General features: G+C 52.5%; 14 protein-coding genes and 1 riboswitch. Of the genes, 6 read left to right on the top strand and 8 right to left on the bottom strand.

Annotation, left to right across the window (positions count from 1 at the left end):
• Positions 1 to 47: 47 nt before the first annotated feature.
• Positions 48 to 127: riboswitch (cyclic di-GMP riboswitch) on the bottom strand.
• Between the two features lie 193 nt (positions 128 to 320).
• On the top strand, positions 321 to 668 hold the full coding sequence (locus BLQ24_RS06425; protein WP_090163843.1) for a hypothetical protein: 348 nt from the start codon (positions 321 to 323) through the stop codon (positions 666 to 668).
• A 9-nt stretch (positions 669 to 677) separates the two neighbouring features.
• Here BLQ24_RS06425 and BLQ24_RS06420 read toward each other — a convergent pair whose 3' ends face one another.
• The 3 genes from BLQ24_RS06420 to BLQ24_RS06410 all read right to left on the bottom strand — a co-directional run bounded on the left by BLQ24_RS06420 (position 678) and on the right by BLQ24_RS06410 (position 5,202).
• A complete protein-coding gene (locus tag BLQ24_RS06420) occupies positions 678 to 1,772 on the bottom strand; it encodes a uroporphyrinogen decarboxylase family protein (RefSeq protein ID WP_090163841.1) in 1,095 nt (364 codons plus the stop codon).
• Between the two features lie 287 nt (positions 1,773 to 2,059).
• Positions 2,060 to 3,271: an FprA family A-type flavoprotein gene (locus tag BLQ24_RS06415; protein WP_090163839.1), complete on the bottom strand. Its 1,212-nt coding sequence runs from the start codon at positions 3,269 to 3,271 to the stop codon at positions 2,060 to 2,062.
• Positions 3,271 to 5,202: an acyl-CoA dehydrogenase family protein gene (locus BLQ24_RS06410; protein WP_090163838.1), complete on the bottom strand. Its 1,932-nt coding sequence runs from the start codon at positions 5,200 to 5,202 to the stop codon at positions 3,271 to 3,273. The genes BLQ24_RS06415 and BLQ24_RS06410 overlap by 1 nt, the downstream gene beginning before the upstream one ends.
• A gap of 213 nt (positions 5,203 to 5,415) precedes the next feature.
• Here BLQ24_RS06410 and BLQ24_RS06405 point away from each other — a divergent pair, with 213 nt between their 5' ends.
• The 4 genes from BLQ24_RS06405 to BLQ24_RS06390 all read left to right on the top strand — a co-directional run bounded on the left by BLQ24_RS06405 (position 5,416) and on the right by BLQ24_RS06390 (position 9,852).
• The gene (locus BLQ24_RS06405; RefSeq protein WP_090163836.1) at positions 5,416 to 6,162 is read left to right on the top strand and encodes a Crp/Fnr family transcriptional regulator; all 747 of its coding nucleotides are present in this window, start codon (positions 5,416 to 5,418) and stop codon (positions 6,160 to 6,162) included.
• Positions 6,163 to 6,312: 150 nt separating this feature from the next.
• Positions 6,313 to 7,554, top strand: coding sequence for a DUF819 family protein (locus BLQ24_RS06400; protein WP_090163834.1), 1,242 nt, complete (start codon positions 6,313 to 6,315; stop codon positions 7,552 to 7,554).
• Between the two features lie 18 nt (positions 7,555 to 7,572).
• Positions 7,573 to 8,280 (top strand): M15 family metallopeptidase, encoded by a 708-nt coding sequence (locus tag BLQ24_RS06395; protein ID WP_090163832.1) that lies wholly within the window; start codon positions 7,573 to 7,575, stop codon positions 8,278 to 8,280.
• Positions 8,281 to 8,607: 327 nt separating this feature from the next.
• Positions 8,608 to 9,852: an aspartate aminotransferase family protein gene (locus tag BLQ24_RS06390; RefSeq protein WP_090163830.1), complete on the top strand. Its 1,245-nt coding sequence runs from the start codon at positions 8,608 to 8,610 to the stop codon at positions 9,850 to 9,852.
• Positions 9,853 to 10,665: 813 nt separating this feature from the next.
• On the opposite strand, the gene BLQ24_RS10450 is transcribed toward BLQ24_RS06390, so the two are convergent.
• The 5 genes from BLQ24_RS10450 to BLQ24_RS06365 form a co-directional block, all read right to left on the bottom strand.
• A complete protein-coding gene (locus BLQ24_RS10450; RefSeq protein ID WP_090163828.1) occupies positions 10,666 to 11,916 on the bottom strand; it encodes a sensor histidine kinase in 1,251 nt (416 codons plus the stop codon).
• Complete coding sequence (locus BLQ24_RS06380; protein ID WP_090163826.1) at positions 11,913 to 12,593, bottom strand: response regulator transcription factor; 681 nt, start codon at positions 12,591 to 12,593, stop codon at positions 11,913 to 11,915. Before BLQ24_RS06380 ends, BLQ24_RS10450 begins: the two co-directional genes overlap by 4 nt.
• Positions 12,590 to 13,261 (bottom strand): GTP pyrophosphokinase, encoded by a 672-nt coding sequence (locus tag BLQ24_RS06375; RefSeq protein ID WP_336433269.1) that lies wholly within the window; start codon positions 13,259 to 13,261, stop codon positions 12,590 to 12,592. Before BLQ24_RS06375 ends, BLQ24_RS06380 begins: the two co-directional genes overlap by 4 nt.
• Positions 13,262 to 13,405: 144 nt before the next feature.
• The gene (gene nhaC, locus BLQ24_RS06370) at positions 13,406 to 14,896 is read right to left on the bottom strand and encodes a Na+/H+ antiporter NhaC (protein ID WP_242869606.1); all 1,491 of its coding nucleotides are present in this window, start codon (positions 14,894 to 14,896) and stop codon (positions 13,406 to 13,408) included.
• Positions 14,897 to 14,937: 41 nt separating this feature from the next.
• Positions 14,938 to 15,648 carry a hypothetical protein gene (locus tag BLQ24_RS06365; protein ID WP_090163824.1) on the bottom strand — a complete coding sequence of 237 codons (711 nt, stop codon included), beginning with the start codon at positions 15,646 to 15,648 and terminating at the stop codon, positions 14,938 to 14,940.
• 254 nt (positions 15,649 to 15,902) lie between these two features.
• On the opposite strand from BLQ24_RS06365, the gene BLQ24_RS06360 reads away from it, so the two are divergent.
• Positions 15,903 to 16,772 carry an aldehyde dehydrogenase family protein gene (locus BLQ24_RS06360; RefSeq protein WP_090163822.1) on the top strand — a complete coding sequence of 290 codons (870 nt, stop codon included), beginning with the start codon at positions 15,903 to 15,905 and terminating at the stop codon, positions 16,770 to 16,772.
• The last annotated feature ends 167 nt before the right edge of the window (positions 16,773 to 16,939 follow it).

The raw sequence follows: 16,939 nt of genomic DNA, 5'->3' as shown, positions 1-16,939 counted from the left end.
GATTCTTCCGGCGGTTCTTTCACAAAAAACCGCCATCACAATTCTCGGATGGCAGCTGGCTGTCTCAATAGAATGAGACCCTGTAGTTTTGCGTCCCAGCCTCACGGCTGGTTTGCCCTTCTCACGCCTCTCTTAATTGTATTATAATTAGTACATAGCACACAGTCAATACAAATAAAGAGAATTTTCTCTCTATTGAAACGAATAAACCACCTCCATAGAATCTTGATCAAATCATCCCCCGCATTGACACCGGCCCCCGGAAGGATTACAATATGAAAACCAACTAAAACGATAGGCGAAAAAGAAAGGAGTCCGCCATGTTCGGACTGAGAAAAGCATACCCGTATATCGACGGGCAGGAGATTCCGGACACCAGAAGCGACCGGAAACATGCCGGGAAAATCGAAGATACGAAATTCGGCATAGACGCACTGTATTTCTACCGGAATGCGACCCTGTATTACCTGCCGTACCGCTGCATCACAGAGGTCTCTTCCGGCGTGAACACGGAGCATCATTCCTGCTGCTCCGGAGATAATGCCATGGAAGTGCCGACCGTCACCCTGCGCTGCGGCAGCAGCCGGCTGCAGCTGACGTTCACGAATACCGACGCCAGCCGCAGAGCAGAGCAGATGATCCGGTCGGCTCTTTCTTCCGACAAGTAATTCCGGCAGTTAGTCTTCCGCCAGAACCGCCGGATCCACCGGCCAACGGCCGAAGATCCGGGCGGCGTCCATCAGCGCCGTCATATTCTCCGCCGGCGTCCCCACCGGCATCTGACAGCCGGAAGTCAGGATATAGCCGCAGGGCGAATCATAGGACTGCCGGATGCAGTCCCGGGCGGACCGGAGCACATCCTGAGGCGTGCCGTAACGCATGACTTCGATCGGCGGCACATTTCCCATGATGCACATGTGCGGTCCCAGCACCTTCTTCGCCTCTTCCATGCTCTCGATGTTATCCAGGCTGAATGTACCGATGCCCGAATCGATCAGATCATCCCACAGTGCCCGGCTCCCGCCGCAGATATGAAGGCCGCAGCCGGCCCCCAGGGACTTGATATAGGCCACATTTTTCTTGAAATACGGCAGTGAGAAAGTCTCATACTGCTTCTTGCTGATCAGGGAAGTGGAACTCACCGGATCAGCGAAGCCGATGCCCACCCCCATGTCCACCATCCGCCGGATGACCTTGTTGTTATTTTCCACAATGATGTCCATCAGGGCATGAATCTTCTCCGGGTGCCGCACCGTACCGATGAGCAGATTCTCGGTGCCCAGAACCATGGCCGCCACCGTGAACGGTCCCGTAACCGTACCGCTGACCGGCACCTCTGCCCCCAGCTTCTCTTTCACCAGGCGCATGGCTTCCAGAATCACCGGCAGCCGTCCGTCCTCATCGATATTCACACTCTTCGCCTGATCCGCATCTTCCACACGAATGGCCGGCTGGTCCAGCACCGCAATGTTGTGATCGGAATACCGGATCCGGCTTCCCATCGCCTCCGCCATTCCCCGGAGCGTCAGGGAAATTCCCGCTCCGTCCGAATGGAAATGATCATGAAGATACAGTTCCAGTTCCAGCATCATCTCTGCGGAATGATAATACGCATCAATGGACATGCCCAGCATGGGCGCCATGGTTTCACCGGTATCCAGAACACAGGGGATCCGGTCCACCGGCCTGCCCTGACTGTACAGGGTCGTCCGCTCCAATGCAGTGAGTTCGTCAGGCTTGACTTCCAGCCCGTTCAGGTACTTTTCAATCATAACGGTCTCCTATCGACAGTTCTACGTATCAGAGTATAGATACAACCTTGTATTATTCATGATACATCAATACAGCGAATATTCAACCATTTCATTCCAGCACCCGCATTTACAGAACTTTTCTCCCGGCTTGCAATGAAGATGAACCGGGTCTTCCTGACCGGAAAATCCGCCTTGTTTTCGGAGAGCGTGCTGCACGTTTAGTCCGGAAGCCCTGCCCCTTTTCTTTTTGTCAAAAAGAAAAGCGAAGCCCGAAGCAGAATCCCGCTTCGGGCAACAGTTTCCAACTAATAGTCCTGTTTCATAGATTCGATGATGCTGTCTGCCAGCCCGTCCAGTTCCTCTTCCGTGGTCCTGTTCACAGAGGACAGGAGGGAAACCTGCTCGTTCAGCACGGTCATCTGCTTCATTTCATCCATTTCCTCACAGATCAGCGCTCCTGCCTGCGGCGCCCAGGATCCATTCTCCACTACGCCGATCACCCGCTTCTGGAGATTCAGCCGCTTCATGTCGTCGATGAAACTCTGCATCGGCGGGAAGACGTTCAGGTTATAGGTCACGGAGAGAATGGCGATATGGCTGTACCGGAACGCCTGGCTGATCAGTTCGGACACATGGGTTTCCGCCACATCGTACATGTGGATATTGTGGAATCCCTTCTGATGGAGCTTGGAAGCCAGGATGTTCGCCGCATTCATCGTATTGCCGTACATCGAGGCATAGACGATCATGACGCCCTTCTCTTCCGGCGTATAGGTGGCCCAGTGCACATATTTGTCCAGGAACCATCCGATATCCTCCCGCCACACCGGTCCGTGAAGCGGACAGATCATCTTGATGTCGATGGTCCGGGCCTTCTTCAGCAGGGCCATGACCTGCGGACCGTACTTTCCCACGATGTTGGTGTAGTACCGCCGCGCCTCGCCGATCCACTCGCCCCGGAAATCCACCTCGTCAGCGAACAGAGCGCCGTCCAGAGACTTGAAGGATCCGAAGGCGTCTGCGCTGAAGAGCACACCGTTCGTCAGATCATAGGTCACCATGACCTCCGGCCAGTGCACCATCGGCGCAGCCACGAACGTCACTTCGTGCTTTCCGAATTTCAGCCGGTCCCCTTCCTGAACCTGAACGAAGTTCTCGTCTTCCACATTCATGCCGAACTGCTTCATCAGCAGCCATGCCTTCTCCGTGGAAACCACCTTCACCCCCGGATAACGGAGAAGGACCTCATCCATGGAAGCCGCATGATCCGGCTCCAGATGATTGATCACCATATAGTCCAGCGGCCTGTCTCCCAGCACGTAAGCCACGTTTTCCAGGAACTGTTTCACCACCGACAGATCCGCCGTGTCGAAGAGGACGGTTTTCTCATCCATCAGAAGATAAGAGTTATAGGATACCCCATCCTGAATCGGATGGATGCTTTCAAACAGATGGAGCCGCTTATCGTTGGCGCCGACCCAGTAGAGGTCTTCTGTCACATTTCTCACGCAATGCATTACTGATCCTCCTTACTCGATACTTTTTCCACTTCGGTAAATGCCGTCTTCGCCTCGCCGCACACCGGGCAGATCCACTCCTCCGGAAGTGCTTCGAAGGTTGTTCCCGGACTGATGCCGCCCTCCGGGTCTCCCACTGCCGGGTCATACTCGTAGCCGCATCCGTCGCACACGTAGGTCGTCCAGTGGGACGGCTCCTTCAGCACCGTCGCCTTCCGCATCTTCACCCGCGGCGGTGCCGGTTTCTTCTCTTCCCCGTTGTCCAGCGCCTTCGTCAGCAGCGGCAGAATTTCCATCACATCTCCCACGATGCCGTAGTCCGCATTCTTGAAAATCGGCGCATTCTTGTTCTTGTTAATCGCCACAATGGTGGTAGCCTCCCGGATGCCCTTCAGATGCTGACCCGCCCCGGAGATGCCGCAGGCGATGTACAGATTGCCGCTGAATTTCTGTCCCGACATGCCCACATAGCGGTCCAGCGGCAGATATTTCAGGGTTTCCGCCACCGGACGGGAAGAACCGATGGCCGCACCGGCCTGCTTCGCCAGATCCTCTATGAGCTTCATGTTCTTCTTCTCTCCGATTCCCTTTCCGGCGGAAACCACCCGGTCCGCCTCGGAAATCGGCGTCATCGGATCGATTCCCACGGTGAAGTCATACCCGTCCGCTTTCAGCGCTTCCACCAGATGGTCCACCCGTTCTTTCGCACTTCCCTTGCTGTAAATTTCCTTCTTCCGGATGCCGGTGATCGGCCCCTTCTGCTTTCCGGAAACCACGTTCATCTTCGGCGCCTTCCCCAGAATGTGGGCGGCGATGACGATTCTCTGGATCTCGTTCGTTCCTTCATAGATCGTGGTGATCTTGGCATCCCGATAAGCCCGCTCTACTTCCATGCCCTTCAGGAAACCGTTGCCGCCGTAGATCTGCAGGGCGTCATTGCAGACTTCCAGTGCGATCTCCGAAGCATAGGCCTTCGCCATAGCCGCTTCCATGCCGTACGACTCATGGGCTTCCTTCAGTTCCGCCGCCGAGTAGACCTGGAACCTGGCGTTCCGGAGCTTGATGGCCATATCTGCGAACTTGAACTGGTTCACCTGCTGGAATGCGATCGGCATGTCGAACTGCACCCGCTCCAGCGCATATTCTCTGGCATGCTCGAAAGCGCCCTGTGCGATACCCAGCGCCTGGGCTGCGATGCCGATCCGGCCGCCGTCCAGCGTGGCCATGGCGATCTTGAATCCCTCGCCTTCGTGCCCCAGCAGATTCTCCTTCGGCACCTTCACATCATTGAAAATCAGCTCAGCCGTGGAGGAGGAGCGGATGCCCATCTTGTCATAATGGTCGCCGAACTCGAATCCCTCATACGCCTTCTCCACAATGAATGCGCTGATCCCGTGGGAGCCGATTCCCGGGGTGGTGACGGCGAACACCACGTAGATATCCGCAATCGGCGCATTGGTGATGAAGATCTTTCCGCCGTTCAGTACGTAGTGATCCCCTTCCAGAACCGCTGTCGTCTCCGTTCCGCTGGCATCGGATCCCGCATTCGGCTCCGTCAGGCCGAACGCCCCTAACTTCTCACCCTTTGCCAGAGGAACCAGATACTTTTTCTTCTGCTCCTCCGTTCCGAACCCGGCAATCGGATAGGCACCCAGCGAAGTGTGGGCCGACAGAATCACCCCTGCACCGCCGTCCACCCGGGCCAGTTCTTCCACTGCAATGGCGTAGCTCAGCACGTCCAGCCCGGCGCCGCCGTACTCCTTCGGATACGGAATCCCCATGAGCCCCAGCTCTGCCATCTTCGCTACAGCTTCATGGGGGAACTCATTTCCCTGATCCAGCTTGAAGGCAATGGGTTTGATTTCCTCTTCCGCAAATGCTCTGACTTTCTCCCGGAACGCTTCGTGCGCCTCAGTCGTTTTGAACAGCATATGTCACCTCCTGATTTCCAGTCCGTCCCCCGGTTATTCCGCCGGGAAACGATACATTATTTTCTGAATTTTCATGATGCAATTGTACTCTGTATGAAACACGAAAATTGTGGTATTTGCAACTTTTTGGTGATATGATGAAAAAAAGTTCTGAAATGCACACAATCTGTATCACGGCAGTCCGCCGCATTGGCGGAAGGAAGGAGCACTGCGATGGAGAAAGTCAGACTGCTGGACCACATCAGCCGGGAATCCCTGGACCGGATGATCCCCTGCTTCCATCCCCTGACCCGCAGCTATGCCCGGGGCGCCCTCATTCTCACCTACGAGGGAGGCCGGCCGGACAAGGTGGCCGTTCTGTCCGAAGGCACGGCCCGGCTGGAAATTCTGAACGAAGAGGGCGAAATCTTTTTGCTGGAGAGCTACGAAAAGGGTGCGGTCTTCGGCCAGCTCTTCTCCCTGCCCCTGGATAACTTCGTCTACCTGGTCCGCGCCACCACCGACTGCACTGTCATCTATCTGGACTATGACCACATCATCACTCCCTGCGCCGAGCTGTGCGCCCATCACAGCCAGCTCATCAGCAACCTCTTCATGATGACCGCCCAGAAATCTCAGGAACTCACCATGCGTCTTTCCATCCTCAGCCAGAGTACCATCCGGGAGAAACTCCTGACCTATCTGAAGCATGTCCGGTCCCGGCAGCCCGAGCGTGAAGAACCGGCGGGAGAGGGGCCGGGGAAGACTCCCGGCGGGGCAGATAGGGCGACAAAGGCGAAACTGCAGCTCGATCGCCCATTTACGATCCCGATTTCTCTGGGCCAGCTGGCCGAATACCTCATGGTGGACCGCTCCTCCCTGATGCGGGAAATCGGCGCCATGAAGAAGGAGGGACTGATTGAAAGCAAGAACCGCACCTTCCGCATCCTTGCTGAGCCGAAGACCAATTTCCCGGCCTGAGATTTCCCCGTTTTTACAAAAAAACGCAAAATACAACCCTCTTTCTATGAAATGCTATTGAGTTTTTCACGCAATTATCAGACAATACTGAATAGAACACGCCGGGACAACAGTCATCCTCCCGGCATGGGTATATAGAAAGGAGTTATTATGTTGAATTCATTCTTTCAGAGCACACTGGGGAGGCCGTCACTGATCTCTCCGGATGACAACTGGGCCCTGCTGTTCGTGCTGGTGGTCAGTGTGGCCATCGCCATCTACCTGGAGCAGAAGTACACATGGGCTTCGAAACTGTCCGGCGCCATTCTGGCACTGATCATGGCACTGGTTCTGTCCAACATCGGTATTCTGCCGACCAACAGCACCCTGTATGATGACATCATCTGGGGATATGCGGTTCCGCTGGGCATTCCGCTGCTGCTTCTTCAGTGCAACATGAAGAAGATCTGGAAAGAGACCGGCCGCGTCATGATTGTCTTCCTGATCGGCGCGGTGGGCACCTGCCTGGGCGCGCTCCTGGCTTACAAGCTGCTGCACAACCACGTTCCGGAAGCTGCCGGCGTAGCGGCCATGATGACCGGTTCCTATATCGGCGGCGGCGTGAACTTCGCAGCACTGGCCACCCAGTTCAAGGTCAGCGGCGGCACCATCGGCGCCACCACCGTGGCAGACAACCTGCTGATGGCCATCTATTTCTTCGTTCTGATCCTGTTCGCCGGGCTGAAATTCTTCCGGAGCCACTACACCCATCCGCATATCGATGAAGTAGAGAAGAACGGCCTGGGAGACTCCCAGACACAGGCGGCGGCATACTGGAGCCGGAAGGACATCTCTCTGAAGGATATCGCACTGAACCTGGCTTATGCCGTGGTGATCGTATTCCTGTCGAATCTGATCTCCATGGGCATCGCCCACGTCATCCCGACCAGCAACACGGTTCTGAAGATGTGCAACACCTTCTTCGGATCCCAGTACGTGTGGATCACCACCCTGTCCATGATCGTAGCGACATACGGTGAGAAGCAGGTACAGAAGCTGAACGGTTCCCAGGAAATCGGCACATATTTCATCTACCTGTTCCTGTTCGTCATCGGTGTTCCGGCGTCCCTCTACCAGATCATCACCCAGACACCGGCCCTGCTGCTGTTCACAGCCATCATGGTTGTTGTCAACATGCTCTTCTGCTTCATCGGCGGCAAGCTGCTGCACTTCGACCTGGAAGACTGCATCCTGGCATCCAATGCGAACATCGGCGGCCCGACCACCGCAGCCGGCATGGCGATTTCCCAGGGCTGGAGCCAGCTGGTAGGCCCGATCATGTTGGTCGGCACCTTCGGCTACGTCATCGGTACTTACCTGGGCGTTGTCATCGGCGGCATTCTGGGTGCATAGTGACAGGGAGGCGATAGAGTGACACAGTATACTGAGAAGCCGATCCCCATCCTGCCGGACCTGGAAAATTATACCGAAACGGCTTTCATTGATTCTCCGCTGGTTCCCGTGGAAGAGAACGACAGAATCGATATTCGGATGCTCTATCCGGTTCTGGGATTTCAGAATGCGGAATCCCGATGCCTCCTTCGCAAGGAGGCATGGGACATGCTGCAGAACGCTGCGGAGAAACTTCCGGAAGGCTACCGCTTCCGGATCTGGGACGCCTGGCGCCCGTTCGCACTGCAGAAGGAACTGTTCATCTCCTACAGTGCTGATGTGATCCGGGATTTCCACCTGGAAGGCCTGCCGGAAGAGGAGCAGCATCAGTTCATCAACAAGTTCGTGGCAAACCCGATTCCGGACAGAGATCTGCCGCCGGCCCACACAACGGGAGGCGCTGTGGATCTGACCCTGCTGGACCCTTCGGGAAACGAACTGGAAATGGGCTGCGGATTCGATGCCTTCTCCGACAGAACCCGGGCGGCCTATTACGAAACCGAGGCGGCTCAGTCCCTGCCGGATGCAGAGACCATTCGCAGCAACCGCCGCCTGCTCTATAACATCATGCTAAATGCCGGTTTCACCAACCTGCCTTCCGAATGGTGGCATTTCGAGTACGGTGACAAGAACTGGGCCCATGTGACCGGGCAGCCGGCTCTGTACAACGGAATTTTCGAACTGTAGAGCACATTATTTTCGGGAGTGTCATCACGATCATGACACTCCCGTTTTTTTCGTCCTGCGTTCCGCACGGAAAATGCAGGAGCACAGGATGCCTGGACGATTTCTGCACAGCCATCTCCCAAATCCTGGGGATCAACCACAATTTCCCCGGCGTCATTCCGGATAATTTGTGACAAAACACAATTCTAATTGTACTGCAACACAGACACGAATTCCCGTTTCATTGCTACAATATCCCCATCAGAACAATTCATCCGATTACAGTATGAAACCGGGTGGCACAATGACACGTTTGAATATGTTGGTAATAATAAGGGGGTCATTGAAATGAAACTGGAAAGCACAGGTTACACAGCAGAAGAAATCAAGGACATGGTCAACGAGTACATGATCGAGACATACGACCGGTTCGACTTCGTCGCAGAGCGGGGAGAAGGCATGTACCTCTACGATGAAAAGGGCACGCCGTACCTGGATTTCTACGCCGGCGTCGCAGTAAACGCAGCGGGCAACTGCAATCCGGCCGTTGTCAAAGCGGTGCAGGATCAGGCCAAAGAGCTGATGCAGACCTTTAACTATCCGTATACGATTCCGCAGGCGCTGCTGGCAAAGAAGATCTGCACGTCGATCGGAATGGACAAGATTTTTTATCAGAACACCGGAACAGAAGCCAATGAGGCCATGATCAAGATGGCCCGGAAATACGGCATCGAGAAATACGGTCCGTCCAAGTATCACATCGTCACCGCCGCCCACAGCTTCCACGGCAGAACCTTCGGCTCCATGTCCGCAACCGGGCAGCCGGACAACGCCTGTCAGCAGGGCTTCGGTCCGATGGAGGCCGGCTTCTCCTATGCCAGATTCAATGACCTTCAGTCCTTCATCGATGCATGTACAGAAGACACCATCGCCATCATGATCGAGCCGGTACAGGGCGAAGGCGGCGTGTATCCGGCCACAAAAGAATTCATGACCGGGCTCCGGAAATACTGCGATGAGCACCATCTCCTGCTTCTCCTGGATGAGGTTCAGTCCGGCTGGGGCAGAACCGGTGCACTGATGTCCTACATGAATTACGGCATCAAGCCGGACATCGTCTCCATGGCAAAGGCACTGGGAGGCGGCATGCCGATCGGCGCCATCTGTGCCACAAAAGAAGTTTCGAAAGCATTCACCGCCGGCTCCCACGGCTCCACCTTCGGCGGACACCCGGTCTGCTGCGCCGCAGCTCTGGCAGAGATCGACGAGCTTCAGCGTCTGGATCTCCCGGGCAATGCAAAGGAAGTAGGCTCCTACTTCATTGAGAAACTGAACCGGGAAGTTCCATACATCAAGGAAGCGAGAGGCCAGGGCCTGTTCGTCGGTGTCGAATTCGACGATACCGTGGATGCAACGGAAATCAAGCACCTGTGCTTCGAAAAGCGGCTGCTGATCACCGCCATCGGAGACAGCATCATCCGAATGGTTCCGCCGCTGATTGTCACGAAAGAACAGTGCGATCTGGCCGTGGACATCATCAAGGAAGCCGCCGTCCGCTGCCACCTGAAGACGATTCGTTCCAAGGCTGCTTAAGCCAGACCCCTATAAGCAGCGCACCCCGCAGAAATGCGGAGTGCGTTTTCATTTCCGGCCAGGCGGGCGGCGGTGGTCGGGCAGAACGGGCGCTGTGACTGCGGGCGGACTTGCGGGCGGCAGAACGGGCGCTGTGACTGCGGGTATATTGTATACAAATCGCGATTCTGCTGCTCATGCATAACGAATTAGGGCAAAAGGACAGCCTTTTGTATACGAATCAAGATTGTATATTGATGCAAGGTGCGGAATCGCCCTTTTTCTCGTTTTCGCACCTGAAACACGCCAGATCGGGTGCGAAAATCAAATTAAATCTTGAATTATATATTCACCGGCCGCATGAAGGTGCGGAATGGACCGAAATGCTCCTTTTCGCACCTCTCGATGACGGAAGAATATTCAGCGACTTGGATACACATCCAAACGCATCGAACATACCACCTCAGTATCTTCATCGAAAGTGATCAGCCTTTCAAGCGGACGCATATTATCAAATGCTTTTGTATCCTTATTCTCCCGTAAATAATCATCGTCGATTAATCAATTCCTGACTGCACCGGACCGGGTGCGAAACTGAAATTTTCTACCTTTCCGCACCTGCGACTTTCCGGCCACCTCTCAGCCGGATTGAAACCGAAGCAAGTCAGATGCGAAATACGAAAATAATTGAATTCCGCACCCCACCCATCCACCGCACCCCCACCTCTTCTCTCCATCATCAAAAAGAGGGAACCGGCGCTGCCGGTTCCCCCGCTTTCAAGATTATCCTTTGCCGCCCGCCGGCTTGATTCTTTTTTTGTCCTGCGGACCGGACTACAGGTACAGCACGCAGCGGAAGGAGATCATGCTGTCCTTCCAGTCCGCACGGATACTTCCATGGTATCGGCTGCAGATGCTCTCCGCAATGGAAAGTCCGATGCCGTACCCGCCGTGATCGATGCTGTGGGATGAATCCGCACGATAAAAACGATCAAAGAACCGGGCATAGTCCACGGTTTCCCCCGCTGCGAAGCTGTTGGAGACGGTGAGAACGATGCCCCGGTCTTTTTTTGTCCCTGCCAGCCGGACGAAAATCGTTCCCCCGTCGTCGCAGTACTTCAGGGCATTGTCCACCAGAATCGTCGTCAGCTGCCGGATCCGGCTGCCGTCCGCCGTCACAGCGAGAGAGTCTGGAATCTCCTCCCGGAGCGCCTTCTGCTGCTGAAGCGCCAGGCTCCGGTACGGCTCCACCGACTCCCGCACCGCCTGCGCCGCATCCACCGGCTCCGCTTCCCCGCTGTTCTCCTGTTCCTGAGCCCGGGTGATCATCACCAGATTCTGAATCAGACCGTTCATCCGGTCCACTTGCTCGATCGTCGACTGATTCCACTCATTCTCCCCGTTCATCATCTGCTCCAGCTCCGTATTGGCCCGGATCACCGCCAGCGGGGTCTTCAGCTCATGACTGGCGTCGGTGATGAATTGTTTCTGTCGCCGGTTGATCTCAATCTCCGGCTGCACCGCACGTTTCGACAGGGCACGCACAATGAAGAAAGTGCCCAGAAGACCCGCAGCACTGACCATCAGAATGATATACAGCAGCCGCGAAAGCATATCCACTTCCTGACCGCAGTCCAGCACGGCAACAACAAGGCCGCCGGAACGTTTCTTCACCTGGAAGTAATACTTCCCGTACCGGCCGAGGCGGATCTTCCCGTTGGCCTTCCGGAGCTTCTTTGCGTATCCGGTGTAGAGTGCCTTGTCCTCTACCGGCATGGAAGTGCGGAACGAAGTGATCTTCCCCTCGCTGTTGAGGACAGCGACAAAATAAAACCGGAACCCGGACGTCCGCCGGAACACATCGGTCAGGCGGGGCTCCCGGGCGCTGTCGTCCCCAGAGCGCAGGCTGACTTCGTTCCCCTCTGCCGCCGTGATCTTGTCCAGCGTATCCCGGATGAGATTCCTGGAGGTGAAGTACGTCACAAAATAGGCTGCGCCGCCGATCACCATCGTCACAATCAGGAAGGAAAGCATGGCGATCATGATAAATCGCTTTCTCAGTTTTTCGATTTCCCGTTCATTCATTCTGCATCTCCGCCGCCCCGGATCCGGAAGCTGCCCCCCTGCTCCCCGCTGATAGTGACAGAAGAGCCCACAGCCTGCAGCTTACTCCGCAGATAGGAAATATACAGCCAAAGCGTGTCCTCCCGGGCCTCCGGCTCATCTCCCCAGATGTGTTCCAGGAGATAGCCGGTGGAAAGATCCAGATCCGGATTCGTCATCAGGGTGTACATCAATTCAAATTCCTTGACAGAAAGCCGCACCCCGTTGGCCGCCGTCATGGCGAAGGTTTCCCCGTCCAGCTCCACATCCCCGAACCGAACCGTTTTCCGGTTGTACGTCCGGGCCCGCCGGGTGATACTACTGACCCGGGCCAGGAGTTCCTTCATGGCAAAAGGTTTCGGCAGGTAATCGTCCGCCCCCGCATCCAGTCCTGCGACCCGGTCATCCACTTCGGATTTTGCCGTCAACAGCAGCACCGGCACAGTGTTTCCCCGCTCCCGCAGGTCCTTCAGCACCGCCAGGCCGTCCACCTTCGGCATCATAATGTCCAGAATAATGCCGTCGTAACTGTCCTCATGCAGCTTCTCCAGCGCCGCCTGCCCGTCCCCGACGGCATCCACCTCATAACCATTCAGTTCCAGCATCTTCGTCACCGCCCGGTTCAGACCGGCGGTATCCTCCGCTAAGAGAAGCTTCATTTCTCAGCCCTTTCTTCCATTACTCCGCATCCACTGCTCCTCGTCCACTGCTCCGCACCCCTCGCCTGCGGCTTGATCGCCTCCCGGCATATCATATCCCGGATGGTCTGCATGGAGAGGTCCGTGGAAGCCAGTTCGTCCGCGCAGCGCTTCAGTTCTCCCACCAGAAGTTCCTCCCGGCCTTTCACATCCCGCTTATACTTCATATTGTGTTCCAGCGCCGCCCAGGTGTCCATGGAAATTGTCCTGAGCTGCACCTCCATATAGTAACCATTCCGCTCCAGAATCAGGTGAAGGCTCCGGTACCCGTTGCTCTTCACATTACGGATATAGTCCTTCTCCTCCACAGCCGAAACCCCTGGGATCCCCAGGATATGATCCCGGACACTGTATACGTCACTGAGAAACGGGCAGACCACCCGGATCCCGATTCCGTCCCGAATATCCCTCAGAGCGCTTTCCGTCGTCTCCGCAATCCCTTTCCTGCGGCATTTCTCCCGCATGCTCTCCTCGTCCTTGATCCGGCAGAGACAGTGTTCCACCGGATCGAGCCCGGTTTTCGCTTTCTCCGCCTCCCTGAAACGCCGGATTTCCTCCATCATTTCTTCCATCAGAGCTTCCATCTCCGGAAGATGGGATCCGTATATACTCTCCTGCATTCCGCTCATCTCGATCTCTCTTTCCTGCTTCCTGCGAGCCATTTCTTTCGTTGATTATATCACCGCAATCGGATGCGGAATATAATCGGAATGTGAAGATGATCTTCATGGAGAGGGGGAAACGAAAAACAGGAGGCTGCACCGCCTCCTGTTTCATCGCCATCCCTCTGTTATAGTCCGATATTCCGCCGAACTTGTTCTTTCTTTTGCGCGCTTCTCCATTATGGCATTATATTCTTCGTCTGACATTCGTTCCATACTAATGCCTGTAATCCCATAGAAAAGGGACACCAATGGATTAATTATATTCAAGAATGCATACGGAGCATAAGCAGTAGTTGCCACGCCCAAGGTTGTTGACATATATGCGCCACATGTTGACCATGGTACAAGTGCTGAAGTAACCGTACCTGCATCCTCCAGGCATCTCGACAGATTTTTTGGCTTCAAGTGCCGATTTTCAAATTCTTCCTTGAACATACGTCCCGGAAGAACGATGGAAACGTATTGATCGGCACAAAGGATGTTGCATGCAATACACGAAACCAATACGGTTGCAACCAGCGATCCTGTCCCTTTCGTTCTCTTCAATACTTTCTCGCAAAGAATATTCATCATATTAGACGAGTCAAGTACACCAGCAATCACCATCGCACAAATCATCAAGATTCCAGAGTAGTACATTGATGATAATCCGCCACGTGTGAGAAGTGCATCAACAAAATCATTTCCCGTTTTGCTAACATACCCCTCATACATTTCAAATCCGACCAAATGTCCAATTGAGTCATGCTGGAATATGATGGCACAGGCTGCTCCCAGCCAAACGCCGCCATATAGTCCTGGTAAAGCCGGAACCTTCATAACCACCATTACAATTACCAAAACGGCTGGAATAATCAACAATGGAGATATGTAAAAATTGTTTTTTAGAACCGTTTGTAATACCTTAATAGATTGCAGGTTTACACTCTTACTCTTGAATCTCATTCCGAGAAACGAGAAGAGTATCAATGCTATGATCATGGAAGGTGTAACAGTCCACATCATATGTTTAATGTGATCAAACAATGTGGCTCCCGCCATTGCCGGTGCCAAATTTGTTGTATCAGAAAGTGGTGACATTTTATCACCAAAATAGGCCCCCGAAATAATAGCGCCACCGGTCATTGCGACCGGGATACCTAAGGTCTGTCCAATTCCGATGAACGCCAGTCCGACAGTACCCGCAGTAGTCCAAGATGATCCTGTTGCAATCGATACAATGGCACATATCAGGCATACGGCTGGAAGAAAAATACTTGGTTTCAATATCATCAGTCCATAATATATCATCGATTGGATGACACCCCCGGCAATCCAAGTTCCAATCAACATGCCAACCGTAAATAGGATGAGAAGTGCTTGCATACAACTTGTGATATTATTGATGATCCCCTTCAACAGATAAGACCACTTGTATCCGTTAATGATAGCAATAATCGCCGCAAACGCACCTGCTGCCACAAGGGCACAATGCATATAGCCCTTCATAACAACCAATGTGTACATTAACGAGCCGATCATGAATGCAATTACTAATATTATTTGCCAAATTGGAATTCTCCTGCCCATAATTAATTCTGGCTGCAGCCAGCCCCCCATTTTTGCTAATATTTCGACGATGAAGAATAAACAGGGACGAATCACTTTATCCAGCGGATTCCACTAAACATCATTGCAACTGGATGCTTGTTGTAATACCTGGCCTTATTCATTAGTATGTCATACTTGTTATCACTGGGGGCTATCTGACAATGTAATGTCAACGCATCCATGATGCGATCAACTTTTTTCTTGTCAATGACCCCACTATCAACCAATTCGTTTTTATCAATATTCAAATCGTCCTGAAAAATAACTTCCCGCCGCTGTAATATTTCCTTTACCATGTAGTCCTTCGACAATAATTTATAACTCGGCAAATCCATCACATCATTCAATGCTTTTACATATTCATTGAGAAAATGATAGCACTCCCAACCATTGTCATGAATAAACCTTTTCAACTTGATTTTATTATTGATCAAACTGAACTCATCCGCTTCGTTTCTCGTTTTAAGTATTGTTTCGATTGATGAGTTTGATACGAAATATTTTTCTAAGATATATTTTGCTGCGTTATCATCGAACGGATATAATAGAACTGCCATTCTTAAATTGAAATTAATTTCAATTTTCCCCAAGTTTGTAATTATTTTTTCAAAATCACTCCTTTCCGATCTCGATTTTATGGGTAAGCAACCTGGTAACAACTCAGCCAATGACCCATCACGATAGGACTTGATCAATTCCTTTGCGGGATCTTTCAATCCCAACATTCTAACAAGACGGTTACCATTGATTCTCTTATCCAAAACATTCCCCCCTATTGCGGAGAATAGGATGCACTATCACCCTATTCTCCGCTAATAAACATCATTCATTTGAATTGATTTTTTTATTTCTCAAAATAATCAGGCAAACAATGATACCGATAATACATGTTATGATCAGGAAAATGAAAATCATATTGTAGGAGTGTAAGTAATACACAACTCGATGGTCTTTCGTGAGATAACAGTGATTTCATGAAAGACCTTTTCTTTGACTTCATAGGAGGTGACAATCCTTGAAAAAATATAAGATGATCATTGGCGGGAAAAATAATAACACCATCTGTCCGGACACATTTCCGATCACTAATCCATCTACTGGAGATGTATTTTGTGAAGTCGAAAAAGCCCGGCCTGCCGATGTTGATAAGGCCGTTGTAACTGCTCGAAATGCATTCAACTCTTGGCACACTTCTAACCCATGCCAACGAGCATTGATTCTTGAACGCACCGGAAACTTGATAGAAGAACATGCCGAATTATTCATTGATACAATAACAGAGGAAATCGGAATGCCAATAAAGTACTGTCGAGAATGGCAAGTAGACAATTCTATCAGTGAAGCACATTATTACGCAAAAATTGTAAAGCAATACCCTTTCGAAAAGCACACGCCTAATGGAGTTATCCGCCGAGAGCCTTATGGAGTGACCGCACTGATGACCCCCTGGAATTATCCATTAGATCAAATCACACTAAAAGCGTTTCCAGCAATTGCTGCAGGGAACACCGTCATTGTTAAACCGAGTCGAAAAGCACCCCTTTCGGCATTAATTCTTGCTAAACTCATGAAAAAAGCCGGGCTTCCCGATGGGGTTTTCAACGTAGTCACGGGTTTGGGCAATGAACTTGGGGATTATCTTGCGACGCATCCGGATATTCGGTGTTTTTCTTTTACGGGATCCACACAGGTAGGCCTGCGGATAGGTGGGCTATCGACGAGTAGCAATGCGAAGCACACCCTTTTGGAAATGGGCGGTAAATCGGCCATACTTCTTCTGCGAAGTGGCGATGCAAAGAAGGCTGTCAAAGAAGCGGCAACATCAGTTTTTATCAACTCAGGACAAACATGTTGTGCATTCACTCGACTACTAATTCTGGCGTGATACAGTAAAATTGTAATTAGGTCGTTCATTTTGATATAATCACCGTAATATCAGTAACATCGAAAGGAGCACCTAATGTATGATATCGATCCTGAATTAAGGGAAAAGATCGTTCAGCTTCACGTCCAGGAAGGACGAACGTTCAAAAGTCTAAGTGACGAATTCGG

This window comes from Eubacterium pyruvativorans, from assembly GCF_900102225.1.
Taxonomy (GTDB): domain Bacteria; phylum Bacillota; class Clostridia; order Peptostreptococcales; family Anaerovoracaceae; genus Aminicella; species Aminicella pyruvativorans.
The sequence above is the reverse complement of the archived record's forward strand: the minus strand, read 5'-3'. Positions and strand labels throughout refer to the sequence as shown.